The organism is Achromobacter sp. SLBN-14 (assembly GCF_006715415.1).
Lineage (GTDB): Bacteria > Pseudomonadota > Gammaproteobacteria > Burkholderiales > Burkholderiaceae_B > Achromobacter > Achromobacter mucicolens.
On the sequence record NZ_VFNE01000001.1, the window covers coordinates 3,020,296 to 3,039,703 of the forward strand.

Here is a 19,408-nt window from a genome sequence, read left to right on the forward strand (position 1 = left end):
TTAGAAAGCAAATAGATCGTCGTGGAAAACGGTATTGGACGGTATGAGTGTACAGCGCGCATCATGCGCCCATACCAACACGCATAACGACACAGGAGACAACCATGAAGGCTTACGCGCCGTCCCGGTCCCGCCGCACCTTTGCCGCCGCCGCAGCAGTAAGCGCTCTGATGGCCGCGATGCTGGCGCCGCTGCCGGCAGCCGCCCAGGGCGCCTATCCCGACAAGCCGATCCGCATCGTGGTGCCCTACGCCGCGGGTGGCGGCGTCGACATCGTCACCCGCCTGGTCAGCCAGAAAATGGGCGACGCGCGGAAGCAGACGATCATCGTCGACAACCGCCCCGGCGCGGCGACGAACATCGGCATGGACGCGGTGGCGCGCGCCCCGGCGGACGGCTACACGCTGCTGACCGCATCGAACACGCTGGCCGCCAACGGCGCGCTGTTCTCCAAGCTGACCTTTGACCCCGCGCGCGACTTCACGCCGGTGGGCGCGATCGGTTACGCGCCGCTGGCGGTGGTGGTGCCCGTCGAATCGTCGTTCAAGACCTTGAAGGATCTGACCGAATACGGCCGCGCGCACCCTGACAAGCTGACTTACGCATCGGCCGGCAATGGCAGCTCGGGCCATCTGGCCAGCGAACTGCTCAAGCGCGAGAGCGGCATGAAGGCGCTGCACGTGCCGTACAAGGGCGGCTCGCCCGCGGTCACGGATCTATTGGGGCAGCGGATCTCCTTCATGTCGATCAATCCGCTGGAAGTCGTCTCACACGTCAAGGCGGGCAAGCTGCGCGCGCTGGCCGTGCTGGACGACGAGCCGGCGAGCATGCTGCCCGATGTGCCCACCGTGGTGTCGCAAGGCCTGCCGGGCGCGATGGCCACCGTGTGGTGGGGACTCATCGGCCCGAAGGATCTGCCGCCCGACGTCACCGCAAAGCTCAACGCCGCGCTGCAATCCGCGCTCAATGACCCCGACGTGAAAAAGCGCTTTGCCGAGATGGGCGCGGTGGTCACGCCCGGCTCGGACAAGCAGTTTGGCGAATTCGTGGCGGCTGAAACCACCAAATGGACCAAGGTCATCAAGGACGCGGGCATCAAGGCCGATTGATGGCCTTTGCGCCAGCCCGGGGCCGCGGCGCAGTCCGCGGGCGACACACTGCATAAAGGAACTGAAATGGAACGGCAAAAGAACGCGCTGGTTGTCAGCGCGCACTCCGCGGACTTTGTGTGGCGCGCGGGTGGCGCCATCGCGCTGTACGCCAAGCGCGGCTGGAAAATCACCGTGGTGTGCCTGTCGTTTGGCGAACGCGGCGAATCGGCCAAGCTGTGGAAGCAGCCCGGCATGACGCTGGAGCGGGTCAAGGCCGACCGCCGCGACGAGGCGCGCTTGGCCGCCGGCATCCTGGGCGCCGACATCCGCTTCATGGACTGCGGCGACTATCCCTTGCGCGTATCGGACGAGGCGCTGTTCGAGCTGGTGGACGTCTACCGCGAATTGCAGCCCGAGTTCGTGCTGACGCATTCCCAGAAAGACCCGTACAACTTCGACCACCCGCTAGCGACGCACGTCGCGCAGGAAGCGCGCGTGATCGCCCAGGCGCATGGGCATCATCCGGAGCAAGCGGTGCTGGGCGCACCGCCAGTATTCCTCTTTGAGCCGCATCAGCCCGAACAGTGCGAATGGAAGCCCGAAGTGCTGCTGGATATCTCCGAGGTCTGGGACCAGAAGCGCCGCGCTTTCGAGACCATGGCCGCGCAGGAGCACCTGTGGGAGTACTACACCCGCGTCGCCCTGCAACGCGGCGTGCAGGCGTCGCGCAACTCGAACCTGAAGATTAAATACGCCGAGGGCTACCAGCGCGTGTTCCCGCAGGTCACTGGAGAGTTGGCATGAGCCTCGCGGTCAGGAACATCGAGCGGGCGGACAGCACGGTCATCGCACGCTTGGCGTCGGCAGGCGTCGCCACCGCGCACGAAGCGCAGCAACGCACCGGCCTGTTGCAGCCCACGCTGCGGCCCATCTACGCTGGCGCATCCATCGCGGGCAGCGCGATCACGGTGCTGGCGCAGCCGGGCGACAACTGGATGCTGCACGTCGCCATCGAACTCTGCCGGCCTGGCGATATCGTCGTGGTGGCCTGCGCGTCGTCCAATGAAGACGGCATGTTCGGAGAGCTTCTGGCCACTTCCATGCGTGCCCGGGGCGTGCAAGGACTGGTGATCGACGCGGGCTGCCGCGATGTCGCCGCGTTGAAGGACATGCAGTTTCCGGTGTGGTCCAAGTGCGTATCGGCCAAGGGCACGGTCAAGGCAACGCCGGGATCGGTGAATGTGCCGGTCGTGTGCGCTGGGGCGCTGGTGCAACCCGGGGATGTCGTCATCGCCGACGATGACGGCGTGTGCATCGTGCCGCGTGCGCAGGCGGCGCAAGTGGCCGATGCCTGCGACGCGCGCCTGCGCAACGAGGCAGACAAGCGCAAGCGGCTGGCCGCCGGGGAACTAGGGCTGGATATCTACGGCATGCGCGAAAAGCTGGCGGCTGCGGGGCTGGTTTACGTGGAGCGCACCCCGGGGGGCTGAAACGCCGGCGCTGCTTACCGGGTGGGCGTTAGCGCTGCCCTTGCGCGTCCACCGGTCCGGTTACGGTAATCACCAACGGGACGCCATTGATTTCGCGGGGCAGGCGCGCCGCGACGTTGGCGTCCGTCACGCCCACGGCAAGCGCTTCTTCGCCGGGGCGCCCCGTGGTGACGCCCACCGAGACGACGCCCGGCGTGGCAAGCAGCCTTGCTTCCTCGCTGGCGAGTGTCTGACCAGCGGCGCCGGCCGGCTGCGTTTTATCCGGGTTGTATTCGACGGCGCCTGCGCCGGAGAAGTCGGGTCCGGGTTTTCGTGTGTCGCTCATGGCTCCAACTCCTCGTGCTTCGGATATGGCTTGATAAGCGGCCGCCCTGGTTGGGCAGGGCGGCCGGAACGTCAATCAGGGCAATAGCCTGATGTTCAGTGCGGACAGCACGGACGCAATCGGATTGGCAAACGTCGTGCCGCCGCCGCCCGCAAACAGCAAAGCGACGGGTCGCACTCCGGATGCCCAGTGCCAGATCAGCGAACCGGAATCGCCGCCCGCGGAGAACGGGTTGGCGTTGACGGACTGAATGGCAATCTGATTACGGAACAGCGCGACGCGGCCGCCGCCATAATTGACGTTAACCGACACGCCAATCTGTGTCACGCGGCCCTGAGTCAGACCCGTGGTACGGCCGCTTTTGCCGACGATCAGCCCCAGCGACGCGGCAAGCGGCGCCGTGCCGGTTTTGTAATACGCGGCGCTGCCCCCCGATAAATAATATTGATCACCGCGGATACGCTCGTGCCACGCCCAGCCGAATGCGGCGTCCACGAAATTCGCCGCGCCGCCAAATGCAATGGGAACCCAGCGTGCCAGCACGGCAATCTGATCGCCCGGATGCCGGCCACCGTCCGCCGTGCCCGGCTGGATGATGCTGTCGTTCACGCTGGCGACGTTGGAGTTTGCCAGCACGTGGTTGTTGCTGAGGATCAGATGGCGATTGGTCCACGGCGCCGTCAGCCCGATCGCCCGGCTTCCGAGCGTACCTGCCGTGACGTTGACGTGACCGACCGACACGCCCGCAGGCGCGGGCCGATGCCGAGCGCGATGCGAATACGCGTCCACCACGCCCACCGGCACCTGCTGCACCGGCACACTCGATAGGGCGCGTGTACCTGCCGCCTGCGCCACCTGGCCAAGCACCGCCTCCTGCGGCATCGCGCTCTCGGTGAAGATCGTCAGCACGGGCTCACCGGGCCCGCCCGGTCCGAATGTGACATTGGTGGGGTCCGGCAATCCTATGCCGACCCCGACGATGCCTTCGGAAGAGCCAGCATCCGAAAGCGTCCGGAATTCGCCGGACGCGGTCAGCAACTGCGCCTCGATCGCGTCCCGCAGCGCCAGCAGATCATTGGATACGCCCGCTTCGGCAAATACGGCTTGTTGTTCCGCCTCTTGGCCCAGCGCTTCGAGTCCGGCGGCGTCAGAGTCCGGGTTCTCGGGCGCCCCGGAAGCGGACTTGCCGTTGGCCGGCCCGCCTTGGTCTTCTTCGCCCGGGTTGTCCACCCGTGGGGTGTTGTTGTTCTTTCCTGACATGACAGTGTCCTCCAACTGATTGGGTAAGCGTTAGCTAGAACCGTGTGATTGCCACTAAATGGTTTGTCGATGGCTCCTTGTGATGGATGGCCGGTCTGGCCGGACAAAGGCAGCCCCAGCCCGCGGGCGCGCCTTGCGGCGAGCGCACCTGGCAGTTGGCGGCGGGCGGATCGGGGCTGGAGAGAAATGTCGGGGAGGGGCTCGGAGAAGGCGGCAGGGCTGGACGCCGCGCCACCGGCGTGTGCTGCGGCAGCCCGACGGCTATCGGCCTCGGCGCTCCGCAGGAAGGGGAAACGCGCGGCAGTCCGCCCGATGCGCGGGCTGCCAGGCGCTTCAAGCCGCGGGATCTGGCGGCGGATTAGGCCTTTTGAGCGGTCATGCGGCCATTATTTGACGGTGCCCGGCGCTTTGGTATGGACAACTTTTGGTATGGACATCAAGCGATTGGCGGTGGCGGATGAGATCCGGATCCCGCGACATTGATGCGTCCGCACCACATCCAGACAAACCCCCGTGGCGATATGTAATAAGAATGCTTATCATGCGCGTTTTATATAAAAGAACGCATGGGGTGGGGCTGTGGGTAAAGCATCGAATGGCCGTCAAGGCAGGCAGAAGGGCGTCGCCCGGGCGGTGAAACAGGCGTTGGCGGGCAGCGCCGCGCTTTATGCCGCCTCGGTATCGGCGCAGACGCAGGCGCCGGCCGCGATCACCGTCCTGCCCACCGTTACGGTGACCAGCGCGCCTGTCGCCCTGGGCGAGGCGCCCGCGCCCATCGCCGGCGGTCTGATCGGCGGCGGCGCCCGCATGGGCATCCTGGGCAACACGTCCGTCATGGACACCCCGTTCAGCGTCACCAGCTATACCGCCCAGACGATCGAGAACGAGCAGGCCCGGTCGGTCGCCGACGTGGCCACCATGGATCCGTCCGTGCGCATGAGCAGTGCCCGTTCCAACATCAACGAAGACCTCACCATCCGCGGCTTCAATGTGCCGACCGCGGACTTCGCGTTCAACGGCATGTTCGGCCTGACGCCCTATTGGCGCGCACCGGTCGAGACCCTGGAACGCGTGGAGATCATCAAGGGACCGTCGGCGGCGCTCTTCGGCATGACGCCAGGCGGGAGCGTGGGGGGTGTCGTCAATCTGGTGCCCAAACGTGCCACCGACGAGCCCATCACCCGGGTCACGGGCTCGGTCATGTCGGACTCCGTCTTTGGCGTGCATGCCGACGTGGGACGCCGCTTCGGTCCCGACAACGCGTTTGGCATCCGCGTGAACGGGATGCTGCGCGACGGCGACACGCCAATCAAGGGCCAGTCGACACGCGAAGCGCTGGGGTCGGTCGCGCTGGACTATCGCGGTGAAAAGCTGCGGTCCTCCCTGGACCTGATCTGGCAGAAGGAACGCATCGACAACGTCGTGCGCCAGTTTCAGCTTGGCGCGGACCTGACCTCGATTCCCGAGGCACCGAGCAACAAGAATCCGTATCCTGGCCTGGGCTGGAGCGACGGCCGCAATACCGCCGGCGTGTTCAAGATCGAATACGACATCACCGACTACCTGACTGCCTACGCCGGCTACGGCCAACGCAAGCTGGACTGGGACGCCTTCGCCGCCAACCCCGTGCTGCAGAACACGCAGGGCGATTACTCCTTCTTCGGCGGCTGGCAGCGGATGACGGTGGACAGCAAGTCCACCGAAGCCGGCCTGCGCAGCAACTTCAAGACCGGCCCCGTGAGCCACAAGGTCGCCTTCAGCTACACGCTGCTGGACCAGAAGTCCGATCTGGGTTTCTACACCGGTTTCCCGCCGGGCAATTCCAATATCTACGCCGGCAACATCTTCGACACGCCGTCCATCTCCGGCATCAGCAATCCGCTTAACCGCTACCAGAGCACCAAGCTGACCAGCTACGCGCTGGCCGACACCCTGGGTTTCATGGACGACCGGCTGCAACTGACGCTGGGCGCGCGCCGCCAGAACGTGCAGGGCCAGAACTACAACTTCGCCAACGGTGAGCCCAGCGGTCCGCGCTATGACAAGAGCGCCACCACGCCGCTGGCCGGCGTCGTCTTCAAGGTGCGGCCGGATCTGTCGGTCTACGCCAGCTACGTCGAAGGCCTGTCGCAAGGCGACACCGCGCCTACCAGCGCGGCCATCACCAATCCAGGCGAAACGCTGTCGCCCTTCAAGTCCAAGCAGAAAGAACTCGGCGTCAAGTACAACCTGAACGACGACATGCTGGCCACTGTCGCGCTCTTTGAGTTGACCCGCCCCAGCTCCGGCATCTCGGGCAACACCTTTGGTGAATTCGGCGAACAACGTAACCGAGGCGTCGAAGCGAGCTTTGCCGGCGAAGTCGCGAAGGGTGTGCGCCTGTTGGGCGGCGTCAGCTACATCGACGCCGTCATCAACAAGGCCACCACGCCTGGCCTGCAGGGCAACAAGGCCATCGGCGTGCCCGACTGGCAATTCAACCTGGGCGCCGAGTGGGACACCCCGTTCGTCCCGGGCCTGACGGTGTTGGGCCGCGTCATCTACACCGACAGGACGTATGCCAACGCCGACAACACCTTGTCGGTGCCAAGCTGGACCCGCGTTGACGCCGGCGCCCGCTACGAGACCAAGATCAGCGGCACGCCCGTCACCTTCCGCTTCAACGTCGAGAACCTGTTCAACCGGAACTACTGGGGCACCGCCACGGCAGGCTACCTGTTCGTGGGCTCGCCGCGCACCTACACGTTCTCGACCAGCATCGCCTTCTAAGGAAGCCGAGATGTCCACGCAAGCCTGGTCCTGGATACACAAGTGGAGCAGTCTGGTCTGCACGGTCTTCATGCTGCTGCTGTGCCTGACCGGACTACCCCTGATCTTCCACGAAGAGATCGAGCACCTGTCGGGCGTGGTCGAAGCGCCGCCCATGCCCGCCGGCACGCCCAACGCCAGCATGGACCAGATCGCCGAGACCGCGCTGGAGCGCCGCCCGGGCGAAGTCATCCGCTATATGTTCTGGGATCAGGACGAGCACCCCGACATCACGTATGTCTCCATGGCCAGCGCCGTCGACGCGCCGCCCGAGGAAAACAATGCCGTCGTCATCGACTCGCGCACGGCCAAGGTCCTGGACGAACCGGCCACCGACGAAGGCTTCATGTACGTCATGCTCAAGCTGCATACCGACATGTTCGCCGGCTTGCCGGGGATGCTGTTCCTGGGCGCGATGGGCCTGTTGATGGTGGTCGCCATCGTGTCCGGTGTGGTGCTGTATTACCCCTTCATGCGCCGCCTGAAAGATGGCGCGCTGCGCACCCAGCGCAGCACCCGCGTCAAATGGCTGGACTGGCATAACCTGCTGGGCATAGTCACCGTGGTGTGGCTGCTGGTTGTTGGCATCACGGGCAGCATCAATACGCTGAACCGCGTCGTGCTTAGCCTCTGGCAGATGGACCAGATGGCGGAAATGACCGCGCCGTTCCGCGGCCTGCCGCCCGTCACGCAGCCCGCGCATCTGGAAGCTTCCATCCGCACGGCACGCGCCGCCGTGCCGGACATGGCGGTGAGCCTCGTCGCGTTTCCGGGGACGATGTTTTCCAGCCCGCATCACTACACGTTCTTCATGAAGGGCAACACACCCGTGACCTCGCGCCTGCTAAAGCCCGCGCTGGTGGACGCCACTAACGGCGAGCTGACCGACACGCGAGAGATGCCCTGGTACGTGAAGACCCTGTTCCTTTCGCAGCCGCTGCACTTTGGCGATTACGGCGGCATGCCGCTCAAGATTCTTTGGGCGGTGCTCGATCTCCTTGCGATCGTGGTGCTGGGTAGCGGGCTGTATCTGTGGCTGCGCAAGCCCAAGGCGGCAACGGCTTCGAAATCGTTGACCCCGGATGCCGCAGAGACCGCCGGCGCGTTGCGGCAGGGGGATCGGCAAGGGGCTGCGCAATGAGCAAGAACGTTGATGCGCGCGCCGCGCGAACCGAGAACCTGCAAACGGCGGGCGAGGTGTTCCGCGTGCCGATCTGGCTAGGCGTGGCCTCGGTGGTGGGGCTGGTGTCGGCGCTGCTGGGCGATGGGGTGTGGGACGGGGTGTCGTGGTTGGCGATCTTTGCGCCGATCGGGGCGGTCTGGTGGGCTTGGCGGCGCCGGGGCGGATAGGGCCGCCTTCTGATTCGGCCTGCCCGGCGTCAATGGCGCGCGGCCATCAGCGTAAGCACATCGTTCAGCGAACGTACGGACTCCGCTGAATTCGATGTTGCCGCGTGCCGGTCCAGATGATACCCGTGCATGCCGAATTTCCGGGGCCCGATCATGTCGGCCTCGATGGTGTCGCCGATCATCAGGACTTCATCGGGCTGGTAAGCAATGCCGTCGCACAGATACTGATAGATCTCGGGCTGCGGCTTCACTGCCCCGGCCTCGTACGACCAAGCGCAAAAGTCCGGCTGAAACGGCAGCAAGTCCAGGACGGGCGGGCCGTACGGCGCCGCCAGGTTGGAACACAGCGCCACCTTGATGCCGCGCGCCTTCAGTGCCTGCAATGTTGGCGCAGCGTCCGGGAACAACGTGATGGATTCAATCTCTTCGCGCAGCTCGGCTTCGAGTGCGCTCAGCGCATTTTCGCTGATCATTCCGCCAAACAAATGGGCAGTCTGCCGCAGGTCGATCGCACTGCTCATCGCCCGAATGCCGTCGTCGCGTTGGCGCGGGCGGCCCGCTTCGTGCAGCAGGCGGACCAGCTTGCGGAACGGACGGGTTGGCCGATCGATGTTGACCAAGGTTCCGAATACGTCGAATGCCACGGCCTTGATTGCCATTGAACCTCCTGCGCCAATGAAGCTTTCCGATGGTTGGCCGGATCGTGATGCCCCGCCTGTCTGCGACGGAATTCTAGCGGTAAAGGTGCGGCAGCTTGATTGCTCCCCTGGTCTGCGCGCACGCAGGGGAGGCAGGAGCACCAGTTGAGGGGCTACTCGTCGCGCGCGACCGTGACGAATATCCCGTCGGCTTCATTCAATCCGCGACCCGCCGGCAGGATCAATACCGACACGTCGTCGGGCAGTTTGGACGCCAGGGTTTTCAGACGTTCGCTGACGACGTTCTCCAAAGAATCGCGTCGCGCCTGTGCGGACACCGTAAGGCTTACCCCAACCTTGTTCCAGGCTTCCCAGGATTCCGGGGATTGCAGGTATGCCAATGTCGCCCATTCCGATGGGTTGACGACGGTGCCGTCCGCCAGCTTTGGGGGCGCATCGCTCCAGGCTTCGAGCTTCTCGCGTGTGGCGCCGGAATAGATCCACGCATGGGGCGGGCGGATTCCCTGTGCGGACTGGGCGGAAATCCCCAGTTTGGAGGCCAGCGCCTCCAATGCCTGATCCGTGGACAGCTTGGCTTCCCGAAGCCGCGCGGGGTCGATCGAAAGCCACAGCTGGATGGGTTCCGGCACATTGCTCCAGACCTGGTTGATGGTTTGGTTATCGCCAATGCCACGACCGATCTTGTCGGCCACCAGTTGTTGCAGCTCGGGCTTGCTGAGACGCGGGCTGGCCACCAGCAGGTAGAGATCCGCGCTGGGAACGGCGCCCCATACTAGGGTTGGCGGCTGGACGGCATCTGGTGGCGTGGCCTGCGTGGCACTTGCGGGCAGGTAGAGGCAGAGGGCCAATGCGGCAAGCAAACTGCAGCGCGTGGTCTGTAAGCGGGAAATCCAGGTGTTCAGAGGCATACGGGCTTAGTTATTCAAATGCTGGTGAATCCCACGCGCGATGGTCACGAGCGGGAACTCGACGGACATGATCGTTGTTTCGACAGCGGTCTACCGACGCGTCGTTTCGCGATTCTGACGGATCTGACTGTCGAGGGCTCGTGGATTATCCCAGACGAAGAAAAACCCGCAGCGCGTTAGCGGGTGCGGGTTTAAGTACTACTTGATATCAATCCAGACAGATAGGCGTTTGCCGCGCTGCTCAAATGGAACCGAGAGCAACCGACGTTGAAAACCAACGCGCTCATGCAGTCATGCACTTACGCGCCGCGGCAGGGCTGACCGCGGCGCGTGCACCGATCAACGCCGACGCGCGGTCAGCCAGTCGATCGGCTGCAGCGCCCGATCGACAATACGCACCTCACCCACGCTGCCAAAGAAGCCATCGGCCCGCGCGCCATCCCACGAACCCGCGCCGATCACCCAAGGCATATTGGCAGCCAGCGTCGCCAGGCCCGGCGCGTCCGACGTATTGCGCAGCACCGGCGCGCCTTCCACGTACAGAATGGTTTCGTGCGTGGTGTCGTCGTTCACCACTGCCACGTGCATCCACTTGTCGGGAATGATCTCGCCAGACCAGTTGGCCTTGGCGCCGCGCGTGCCCGACACATCGGGCACGACTTCCCATTGGATTTCGCGCAGGCTCGAAATTGCGAACAGCAGCGGCGGCGACTCCGGGTCTCCCCCGGTAAATCCTGGCAGATCACCGCGCTTGCCGTCGCGCGTCATGATGTTCATCCACGCATGCTTGGACGCCACCCAATCGCGGTCAATCTTGATGAAGGCTTCCACCGTGTAACCATTGGGCGCGGTTTGGCCGTTGATGATGGCAGCGGCGTCCGTCGTGAAGTAGCTCATGCGGGCCGTGTTCTTGTCGGTGTTCAGGAACCGCACCGAGCCCGGCGCCGCCGACAGGTAGTGGTGATCATCCGACCAGACCACGTCGCCCACTTGCGCGCCGGCCACGCCGTCGATATTGAGCGGCGCGCGGCGCATCGGGTTCAGGCCCGTGCGGTCCGCAATCACCTCGCCCACCGGCACCGGCTGACCATTGGCGCCGCCAAAGAAGCGCCAGTGCGCCAGCGTGCCCGTCACCTGCGGATAGTCGTCCGGATCGGCCGCCGGCTTTTGCTCTGCGGCGACGGGGTCCGTGTAGTTGGCCAGGATCAACGCGCGGGCCTGGTCGATCAGCGCGGTGTGGCTGGGCGTGGCGGCCTTGAACTCCTTGTTGAACCCGCCGAACCGCTTGGCGAAATCCATCTTGATGGTGAACTGCTCGTTCGTGCCGGTCAGGATGGCCTGGTCGAACGTATTGAGCGTCTCCTTGGGCTTTTGCGGCACCCACGGCGAGAACGACAGCACCCGAATCTCGTTGTTGCTGAGGTCGAACTCATACAAGCGCATCAGGCCGTTGCCGCCCTGATAGGCCATCTGGTAGTCCACCACCATTTCTTCAACCGCATTGCCAAACGCGTTGGTCTTGGTCAGATGTGCCGCGCCGTGATAATGGCCGTTGAGCGTCATGAAGATCTGATCGTTGTCGCGGATCAGCTTGTCCCACAGCATCAGCCCGTAGGGCACTTCCAGCGGCGTGACGCCATCCTTGTCGATGTTCAGCAACTGGTGGTTCACCAGGATCACCGGCAGCGACGGGTTCGCGCGGATCACCTGGTTAGCCCACGCCAGCGCCGCGTCGGAGATGCGCCATGACAGCGACAGCACCATGAACTTCTGGCCTTCGGCCTCGAACACGTGGTACTCGTGAAACCCGCTCGGATCACGCCCGCCAAACGTCGCCTGCTTCGAGGCGCGATCGGCACTGAAGGTCTGCAGATAGGGCTCATTGGCCAGATTGCGCTGCGCGTCCGTGGCGCTGGCCTGGCTGCTGGCGTCGACGTAATCGCGATCCAGGATCACGTCGTGATTGCCGGCCAGGATCGAATACGGCACCTTGGCGTCTTCCAGAATCTCCATGGCCGCACCGGCCACCTTCCACTGATCCGGCTTGCTCTGCTGATCGACCACGTCGCCCAGATGGATCAGGAAGGGGATCCCCAGCGATTTGGAATGGTCGGCCACCCACTGCGTCTGCGCCTTGAACGGCTCGCTGCCGTACTTGCGCATGAACTGCTGGTTTTCCGCGTCGGTGGCGTAGCGGGAGTAGAACTGGGTGTCCGGCAGTACTGCTACCGCGAAGCTGGAGATGTTGACGGGTTGGGGTTGCGGTTCGGGTTGAGGCTGCGGCTGCGTGCCGGGGGTCTCGGGCGCGGCGGGGTCATCGTCATCGTCGCTGGAGCAGGCTGACAGCAGCAGCGATCCGCCTACGGGCAGGAGGGTGGCGCCGAACCCGGCCTTGAGCAGACTGCGACGGCGCGGGTCCGCGGCAATGGGGAGTGCGGGAAGATCGTTGGCAATCCGAGGTTTGCCGTCTTGCTTGTCGTGCGCCATCTTTGCTGCCCTTGAGGAAAAGCGGGAAGCTTAGGGAGGGCGGGTGACGGAATGATGAATGTTGTGAGGCGTTTTCTTGACGGGTAAGCACGACCTGCGTCACCAATGTCCCTGCTGCGCTCTGCAAGGACGCTTATGAGTTCGACGTATGTCTTGTGCGGGTTTGGCGGTAAACGCGCATCGCAACTCATCCAGTCAGACCATGTCATCCACCAAACGCCCCGTCGCGAAAATCTTGGACGTTCCCTGATGCAGAGCGTCTGAATCGAGCCGCCTGCGCCGCACAAGCTCGGGACTACACCGTATCTGATCCGGGAGACGATCATGTCTTGGATCGACGCCAAGTGCCCCGCTATGACCTTTACCGCCGAGTAACGGCTGCACTGAAGCGAAAGGCCCGCTTTGGCAGGCGTGGGCCATTTTTGGCATGGCGGTTTTGCCATGCCAGATGTTCAGTCGGCTGGCCTTTCAGAGGTTCAGGCGCAAGCCCTGCTTTGCAAAAACTGAGATCTACCAGCACAACTGGGGCGTTGGGAAGCCTTGACGCATCCAATGGCTCGGTGCCAGCAGGGAGTAGTCCGACCAAGACGCCAAGAGGGCTCTCGAAAAAATTGTCGGGGAGCTGCACTTAGGGGGACAATTGCGTTCCCTTAATTGTTTTATCCACGCGCTTCCATCACATGACTAAAGAAAGAAGTCCATCGTCCAGGACGGCCAACATTGGCGGCATACAGTCGAGGCAGCCTTCGCCCACAGGCGATCAAGGGATCCTGGTAACGGTGGCCTGGAAACGCTCGGTTGAGCGCATAGCGCTGAATTTGTCCGCGTTTCAGGCTGGGGATAAGCTGGAAACGGTTGAAAGCTGGAAAGACGGGACCGGCGAACTCACGTATGAGGTGACATGCGAGAAACTGCACGCAGCCCAAAACGGAGACTGGGTGATTACCTTGAGGTACGACAGGGAGCTTGGCAACAACGCACTCTTGGCGGATGAGGATCCATCTTTGCAGTGGGGCAACACAACCTTAACCATTGGCGCCGATCAAACATGGGCAGAGGCGGAGTTCGTCACAGATGAGCCCGAGGCCTCCGTGATAACAGGCACGTGCAAAGTACAGAGCACCTCGCTATTCCAGGGGCTGAGCATGGGTGTCGCAAGTGTTCTTCTGCGACCCGGCCAGGCGACACTCCGTAAGCACCTGCTTTCGACGCACGGACAATGCGTGATTTCAAACGAATGCACCGATGTAGTCCTTGAAGTCGCACACATCATCCGCCACGCCGATGCCGGCGCTGCTAAGGCGACCAATGCGATTCTTCTTCGCGCCGACTTGCACAAACTGTACGACGCGGGCGTGATCGTAATTGCCGCGGATGGGGCCATTGACGTGAGCAAGATTCCAAACGATTCCAAGTATCGCAAAGAGATCCCATCCTGGAACGCGAGGCTTTGCGAGAATGTCTTAAGGGACGTTCAAGAAGCACTTCGCATCCGTGAAGGCACTCCTGCCTGAACTTCATGAACTAGTGCTTTGGGTGGAATATTCTTGGTCTTAGGCTTGTTTATCGCCTGGGTGGCGTATGGAGTGCGCAAGGAACGGGCGCGACGGGGGGAGAGGCGGGGCGTTATGACGCGCTCTGAATGTTTTTAGCGGTGGATGTCTCGACGCAACACCCCGCCAGCCGCTTGCCCAAAAAGTATGTCGAAGCAGTTACTGGACGTCTTCGAATAGCGCCAAAATTTCCCGATGGACCGAGGCTGCGGCGGGGAGGCCGGTGGCGTTGACGCGGCTCTTATGCTTTGTTAAATTTCTGCAATCTGCGGAGCAATTCGTGGTGGGTCCGCTGAACCCGGGCAATGGGCGCCGTGATCAGTATGCATACCGCCGTGTAGCATCGTAGTACCCAATCAATAAATCAACCCGTCGGGGCAACCCGCGCCAAATAGCTGGCAAACGCAGCGTAATTGCCCATCTCTGTCCGGAATGTTGGACGGCGTTCGTCAGTGCATTTGGAGCGCATATGCCTGTTCATAACGACGTGGTTCATCAAGCCGCCACACATCTCCGCGGTCTCTTCTCGAAGCTCGAGAAGAGCGTCTCCGTTTCCCATAGTCACGAGCTCACGGCGGCTTACATGGGGTTCAACTCCAAGAAAGCCCTACTTGATAGCGACGAGTACGACCTGACCGATCCAGATTTGGTCTTGCGCCTAAATCCGGACATCAACAAATTGGGCGAGAAGGTGGAGAAGCTGCGACCGGATCTTCTCCAGAAGCTCCCTCTTACGCAAATTGCGGCGGTCATTAAGGCGGGGTTGACTCCACCTTGCGAGTGTTGTCATCTTCATTTGACTGCTCTTGTGCCTATCACCAGTCCGACCCATCAAGGGGTTGACGGATGGGTGTGCTGGCACTGCGTCGATCGGGACCGGAACGAAGAAATGTACGCCACTTGCCGCTATTGCGGCGATGAGACCGTCTATCGCGCTCGTCACATCAATCGCGCTGGGGAGTGCCCGGAGCACGCCGGTGAGTCAGCAATGGATCCCGAAGAGGAGGCTGATTTCAACGATTGGGCAGAGTGGTGGTCGAACCGTTAGTCTTATCGAATAAGGGCCATCTCGCGGTGGCCTTTTTTCTCAGCTGCTGTGCCGCTAGCGTTTCCCAAAGTGAACTGAACGTGGGCGCGGTCGCATTATTTGCCCGCATTCTTTCGTAGCAACGCTATTTTGTGTTCCAACTCGTCGATAGGCTGCCGGAGCGACTGCGCGTTTTCTTGATAGCTGCCCACCAAATCTGCCGTTTGTTCGAGCTGCTTTGCCTATTGGCCCACCTTCGTCTGCGACCGCTGCTTATCCGCGACGTGCTCTCTCATACACGCTAATTGCAGCTGCGTGTTTGCGTTGGCCTTTCGAATGGCCTTGACCCAGTCAGGGAACCCAGAATCCCCGCCTTCGGTGTACCCCATCGAGAATCTATAGGACTTGCTGGGAATTTTGTCTAGCGCTAACTCGCTGATGTAAAAGCGAATCTTTTGGCTATGGGCCTCGATGAGAAGGCCTGATGGTGCCCGGGGCCGGAATCGAACCGGCACGCCTTGCGGCGGGGGATTTTGAGTCCCCTGCGTCTACCAATTTCACCACCCGGGCTAGGGGGTCGCGAGCGCGTCCAGGTGACGGCTGCGGGAGATGCGAAGACCGCGATTATATGCGGTCTTTGGCATCTTGTCAGGCGAGGGCCGGGCGGCCCTGCCGTTCAGGGGACTAGCCGGGGGGCAGCATACCCCCGACACGCACCCCATCGATCCTTACTTCTTCTCAGGCAGGAACCAGTTCATCACCAGCGCGCAAATCCCGCCGGTGGCGACGCCCGATTCCAGGACGCTCTTCACCGAGTGCGGCAGGTGCGACAGGATTTCCGGCACTTGCGACACTCCCAATCCCAGCGCCAAAGACACGGCGATGATGAGCAGCGCACGACGGTCCAGCTGGATGCCCGCCAGGATGTTGATCCCGGACGCGGCCACGGCGCCGAACATCACCATGGCTGCGCCGCCCAGGACGGGTTCGGGCACGGCTTGCAGGACGCCGGCCACGACCGGGAACAGGCCCAGCAGGATCAGCATGCCGGCAATCCACACGCCGACATGACGGCTGGCGATGCCGGTCAGCTGGATGACGCCGTTGTTCTGCGCGAATACCGAGCTGGGGAACGTGTTGAAAACGCCGGCCAGCAGCGAGTTTGCACCGTTGACCAGGACGCCGCCTTTGATGCGCTGCATCCACAGGGGACCTTCAACCGGCTGCTTCGATACCTTGCTGGTGGCGGTGACGTCGCCGATGGCTTCCAGGGACGTGACCAGGTAGATGATCAGCATCGGCACGAACAAGGCCCACGAGAAGCCCAGGCCGAAGTGCAGGGGGACCGGCACCTGGAAGAGGGCGGCTTCGCGGGCGCCGGTGAAGTCCAGGCGGCCCATGTAGGCGGCGGCGAGGTAGCCGACGGCCAGCGCCAGCACCAGCGCGGTGCTGCGGATCCAGACGACCGGGACGCGGTTGAGCAGGATGATGGTGCCCAGGACGAGGCCGGACAGGGTCAGGTTCTCGGCGCTGGCGAAGGTGCCGTTGGCCATGGCGCCGAAGCCGCCGCCCATGCTGATGAGGCCGACCTTGATGAGGGTCAGGCCGATCAGCAGCACGACGATGCCGGTGACGAGCGGGGTGATGAGGCGTTTGACGAAGGGCAGGATGCGGCTGATGCCCATTTCGACGAAGGAGCCGGCGATGACGACGCCGAAGATGGCGGCCATGACGGCTTCGACCGGCGTGCCTTGCTTGACCATGACCGAGCCGCCGGCGATCAGCGGGCCCACGAAGTTGAAGCTGGTGCCCTGCACGATGAGCAGGCCGGCGCCCAGGGGGCCGAAGCGCTTGCACTGGACGTACGTTGCGATGCCGGAGATGACCAGCGACATGGAAACGATCAGGGTGGTGTCGCGGCTGCTGACGCCCAGCGCCTGGCAGATGAGCAGCCCGGGGGTGACGATGGGGACCAGGATGGCCAGCAGATGCTGCAGGGCGGCGACGAAGGCGACGGGCGGCGCGGGGCGGTCGTCGGGGCCGTAGACCAGGTCGTGGGGGGCGTCGGCGTCGTGGGGCGCACCGTGGGGGGCGGGTTGGGAGAGGGAGGCGGGTTGCATGGCGGGAGGGCCGGCCGGGGAGGGGGAGGTAAGAAAAGTGCGGGATTTTACCGGGGCCAGCCGGTTGTCAGGTTGCAGGGCCGCCACCACGGCCTTGAAAAGTTCCCATTGGCCCCCACATCAGTAGGGTTTCCCGGCGCCTGCGCAGGCGCATCGCCCTAGCCGCCGGATATTTGTCCCTAATTTATTTTCCGAGCCACGTAGAACTATGAGCCAAACCGCCACGAATTCCGCGTCCGAAACCCTGGGGTTCCAGGCCGAGGTGAAGCAGCTGCTTCATCTGATGATCCATTCGCTGTACAGCAACAAGGAAATCTTCCTGCGCGAGCTGGTGTCGAACGCGTCGGACGCCTGCGACAAGCTGCGCTTCGAGGCCATCGACCAGCCGGAGTTGCTGGAAGGCAACGGCGAACTGGCCCTCACGGTCAGCTACGACAAGGCCGCCCGCACGATCACGATTTCTGACAATGGCATCGGCCTGTCGCGCGACGAGGCGGTGGCCAACCTGGGCACGATCGCCCGCTCGGGCACGCGCGAGTTCTTCTCGCAGCTGACCGGCGACAAGCAGAAGGATGCGCAGCTCATCGGCCAGTTCGGCGTGGGCTTTTATTCGTCGTTCATCGTGGCGGACAAGGTGACGGTGGTGAGCCGCCGCGCCGGTTCGACGGAAGCGATCCAGTGGGAATCGGACGGCCAGGGCGAGTTCACGATTGCCGCCGCCGAAAAGGCCGGCCGCGGCACGGACGTGACGCTGCACCTGCGCGCCGACGAGGACGAGCTGCTGAACGGCTGGAAGCTGCGCGAGATCCTGCGCCGCTACTCCGACCACATCTCGCTGCCGATCCGCATGGCCAAGGAAGAGTGGGATCAAGAGAAGGGCGAGCAGGTCAAGACCGACGAACTGGAAACGGTGAACCAGGCGAATGCGCTGTGGGCCCGCAACAAGTCCGAGGTGACGGAAGAGCAGTACCGCGAGTTCTACAAGACGGTTTCGCACGACTATGACGACCCGCTGGCCTGGACGCACAACCGCGTCGAAGGCCGCAGCGAGTACACGCAGCTGCTGTACGTGCCCAAGCACGCGCCCATGGACATGTGGGACCGCGACGGCCGCCACGGCGTGAAGCTGTACGTCAAGCGCGTCTTCATCATGGACGACGCCGATCAGTTGCTCCCGTCGTACCTGCGCTTTGTGCGCGGGGTGATCGATTCGGCGGACCTGCCGCTGAACGTGTCGCGCGAAATCCTGCAGGAAAGCCGCGACGTGCGCGCCATCCGCGAGGGCTCGGCCAAGCGCATCCTGTCGCTGCTGGAAGATCTGGCCGAGAACAAGCCGGAAGACTACGCAACGTTCTGGTCGGAGTTCGGCCAGGTGCTGAAGGAAGGCGCGGGCGAAGACGCGGCCAACCTGGAGCGCATTGCCAAGCTGATGCGTTTTGCGTCGACGAACTCGGGCGATCAGGCGCAGACGGTGTCGTTTGCCGACTACGTATCGCGCATGAAGGAAGGTCAGGACAAGATCTATTACGTCACGGCCGACACGTTCGCCGCAGCCAGCAACAGCCCGCATCTGGAAATCTTCCGCAAGAAGGGCATCGAGGTCCTGCTGCTGTCGGATCGCGTTGACGAATGGATGCTGTCGTACCTGCGCGAATTCGACGGCAAGCCGCTGGTGTCGGTGGCCAAGGGCGGCCTCGATCTGGCGGAGCTGGCCGACGAGGAAGAAAAGAAGCACCAGGCCGAAGTGGCCGAGGACTTCAAGCCGCTGGTCGAGCGCCTGCAAAAGACGTTGGAGGACCAGGTCAAGGAAGTGCGCGTGACGCTGCGCCTGGTGGATTCGCCGGCGTGCGTGGTGGTGGGCCAGAACGAACTCAGCCCGCACCTGCTGCGCATGCTGAAGGCGGCTGGCCAGGAAGCGCCGAACGTGAAGCCGGTGCTGGAGATCAACCCCGAGCACCCGCTGCTGGCGCGTATCCGTGCGGCTGACGACAGCGAGTTCGATCAGTGGGCGCGTCTGCTGCTGGATCAGGCGCTATTGGCCGAGGGGGCGCAGATTGCGGACCCCGCGGCGTTCGTGAAGCGCTTGAACGCGTTGCTGTTGAAGTAAGCGCGTTGGGGTGAATGGAGGGCGTCCGGGAGGACGCCCTTCTTGTTTGTAGGGGGCTTTGCTTCCCGATCGGTAATTTTTGTGGCCGAAGCGGGCAAAACAGGTTGAAAAATTCCCGATCGGTAATATCCATGGGTTTTCTTTGAATATTTTGCAAAAACTTCCCGATCGGGAAAAACAAAACCCGAATGCGCTCAAACCTAGCTAAAATTCCCGAACGGTA

General features: G+C 63.1%; 15 protein-coding genes and 1 tRNA gene. 9 read left to right on the forward strand and 7 right to left on the reverse strand.

The genetic code is table 11. The annotated features are described in order from the left end of the window. Window positions 1–104 precede the first annotated feature (104 nt). The 3 genes from FBY20_RS13880 to FBY20_RS13890 all read left to right on the forward strand — a co-directional run bounded on the left by FBY20_RS13880 (window position 105) and on the right by FBY20_RS13890 (window position 2,581). Entirely contained in the window at window positions 105–1,109 is a 1,005-nt protein-coding gene (locus FBY20_RS13880) for a tripartite tricarboxylate transporter substrate binding protein (protein ID WP_142052802.1), read from the forward strand. A gap of 66 nt (window positions 1,110–1,175) precedes the next feature. Continuing rightward, window positions 1,176–1,895, forward strand: coding sequence for a PIG-L deacetylase family protein (locus FBY20_RS13885; protein WP_062841221.1), 720 nt, complete (start codon window positions 1,176–1,178; stop codon window positions 1,893–1,895). Continuing rightward, window positions 1,892–2,581: a 4-carboxy-4-hydroxy-2-oxoadipate aldolase/oxaloacetate decarboxylase gene (locus FBY20_RS13890; RefSeq protein ID WP_056324815.1), complete on the forward strand. Its 690-nt coding sequence runs from the start codon at window positions 1,892–1,894 to the stop codon at window positions 2,579–2,581. The genes FBY20_RS13885 and FBY20_RS13890 overlap by 4 nt, the downstream gene beginning before the upstream one ends. A gap of 28 nt (window positions 2,582–2,609) precedes the next feature. Here FBY20_RS13890 and FBY20_RS13895 read toward each other — a convergent pair whose 3' ends face one another. Beyond that, complete coding sequence (locus FBY20_RS13895; protein WP_142052805.1) at window positions 2,610–2,906, reverse strand: hypothetical protein; 297 nt, start codon at window positions 2,904–2,906, stop codon at window positions 2,610–2,612. 75 nt (window positions 2,907–2,981) lie between these two features. Further along, window positions 2,982–4,166 carry a S1 family peptidase gene (locus tag FBY20_RS13900; RefSeq protein ID WP_218895224.1) on the reverse strand — a complete coding sequence of 395 codons (1,185 nt, stop codon included), beginning with the start codon at window positions 4,164–4,166 and terminating at the stop codon, window positions 2,982–2,984. Window positions 4,167–4,745: 579 nt separating this feature from the next. Here FBY20_RS13900 and FBY20_RS13905 point away from each other — a divergent pair. Genes FBY20_RS13905 through FBY20_RS13915 form a run of 3 tightly spaced genes read left to right on the forward strand, consistent with a single transcriptional unit; the run spans window position 4,746 to window position 8,324 of the window. Next, the gene (locus tag FBY20_RS13905; protein ID WP_142052808.1) at window positions 4,746–6,935 is read left to right on the forward strand and encodes a TonB-dependent siderophore receptor; all 2,190 of its coding nucleotides are present in this window, start codon (window positions 4,746–4,748) and stop codon (window positions 6,933–6,935) included. A 10-nt stretch (window positions 6,936–6,945) separates the two neighbouring features. Next, complete coding sequence (locus tag FBY20_RS13910; RefSeq protein WP_142052811.1) at window positions 6,946–8,115, forward strand: PepSY domain-containing protein; 1,170 nt, start codon at window positions 6,946–6,948, stop codon at window positions 8,113–8,115. After that, complete coding sequence (locus FBY20_RS13915; RefSeq protein WP_056324828.1) at window positions 8,112–8,324, forward strand: hypothetical protein; 213 nt, start codon at window positions 8,112–8,114, stop codon at window positions 8,322–8,324. The genes FBY20_RS13910 and FBY20_RS13915 overlap by 4 nt, the downstream gene beginning before the upstream one ends. Before the next feature lie 29 nt (window positions 8,325–8,353). Here FBY20_RS13915 and FBY20_RS13920 read toward each other — a convergent pair whose 3' ends face one another. From FBY20_RS13920 to FBY20_RS13930, 3 genes are all read right to left on the reverse strand, one after another. After that, window positions 8,354–8,983, reverse strand: coding sequence for an HAD family hydrolase (locus FBY20_RS13920; protein ID WP_142052814.1), 630 nt, complete (start codon window positions 8,981–8,983; stop codon window positions 8,354–8,356). Window positions 8,984–9,135: 152 nt separating this feature from the next. Then, complete coding sequence (locus FBY20_RS13925; RefSeq protein WP_142052817.1) at window positions 9,136–9,891, reverse strand: hypothetical protein; 756 nt, start codon at window positions 9,889–9,891, stop codon at window positions 9,136–9,138. A 339-nt stretch (window positions 9,892–10,230) separates the two neighbouring features. Further along, window positions 10,231–12,378 carry a LamG-like jellyroll fold domain-containing protein gene (locus FBY20_RS13930; RefSeq protein WP_142052819.1) on the reverse strand — a complete coding sequence of 716 codons (2,148 nt, stop codon included), beginning with the start codon at window positions 12,376–12,378 and terminating at the stop codon, window positions 10,231–10,233. A gap of 680 nt (window positions 12,379–13,058) precedes the next feature. Here FBY20_RS13930 and FBY20_RS13935 point away from each other — a divergent pair. Both FBY20_RS13935 and FBY20_RS13940 read left to right on the forward strand, forming a co-directional pair. Further along, on the forward strand, window positions 13,059–13,892 hold the full coding sequence (locus FBY20_RS13935) for an HNH endonuclease signature motif containing protein (RefSeq protein ID WP_142052822.1): 834 nt from the start codon (window positions 13,059–13,061) through the stop codon (window positions 13,890–13,892). A 508-nt stretch (window positions 13,893–14,400) separates the two neighbouring features. Then, window positions 14,401–14,979, forward strand: a complete 579-nt coding sequence (locus FBY20_RS13940; protein WP_142052825.1) for a hypothetical protein — start codon at window positions 14,401–14,403, stop codon at window positions 14,977–14,979. Window positions 14,980–15,443: 464 nt separating this feature from the next. Here FBY20_RS13940 and FBY20_RS13945 read toward each other — a convergent pair. Both FBY20_RS13945 and FBY20_RS13950 read right to left on the reverse strand, forming a co-directional pair. Next, window positions 15,444–15,528, reverse strand: a tRNA-Leu gene (locus FBY20_RS13945). 158 nt (window positions 15,529–15,686) lie between these two features. Further along, window positions 15,687–17,078 (reverse strand): uracil-xanthine permease family protein, encoded by a 1,392-nt coding sequence (locus FBY20_RS13950; protein ID WP_142052828.1) that lies wholly within the window; start codon window positions 17,076–17,078, stop codon window positions 15,687–15,689. A 208-nt stretch (window positions 17,079–17,286) separates the two neighbouring features. On the opposite strand from FBY20_RS13950, the gene htpG reads away from it, so the two are divergent. Continuing rightward, entirely contained in the window at window positions 17,287–19,185 is a 1,899-nt protein-coding gene (htpG, locus tag FBY20_RS13955) for a molecular chaperone HtpG (protein WP_142052831.1), read from the forward strand. The last annotated feature ends 223 nt before the right edge of the window (window positions 19,186–19,408 follow it).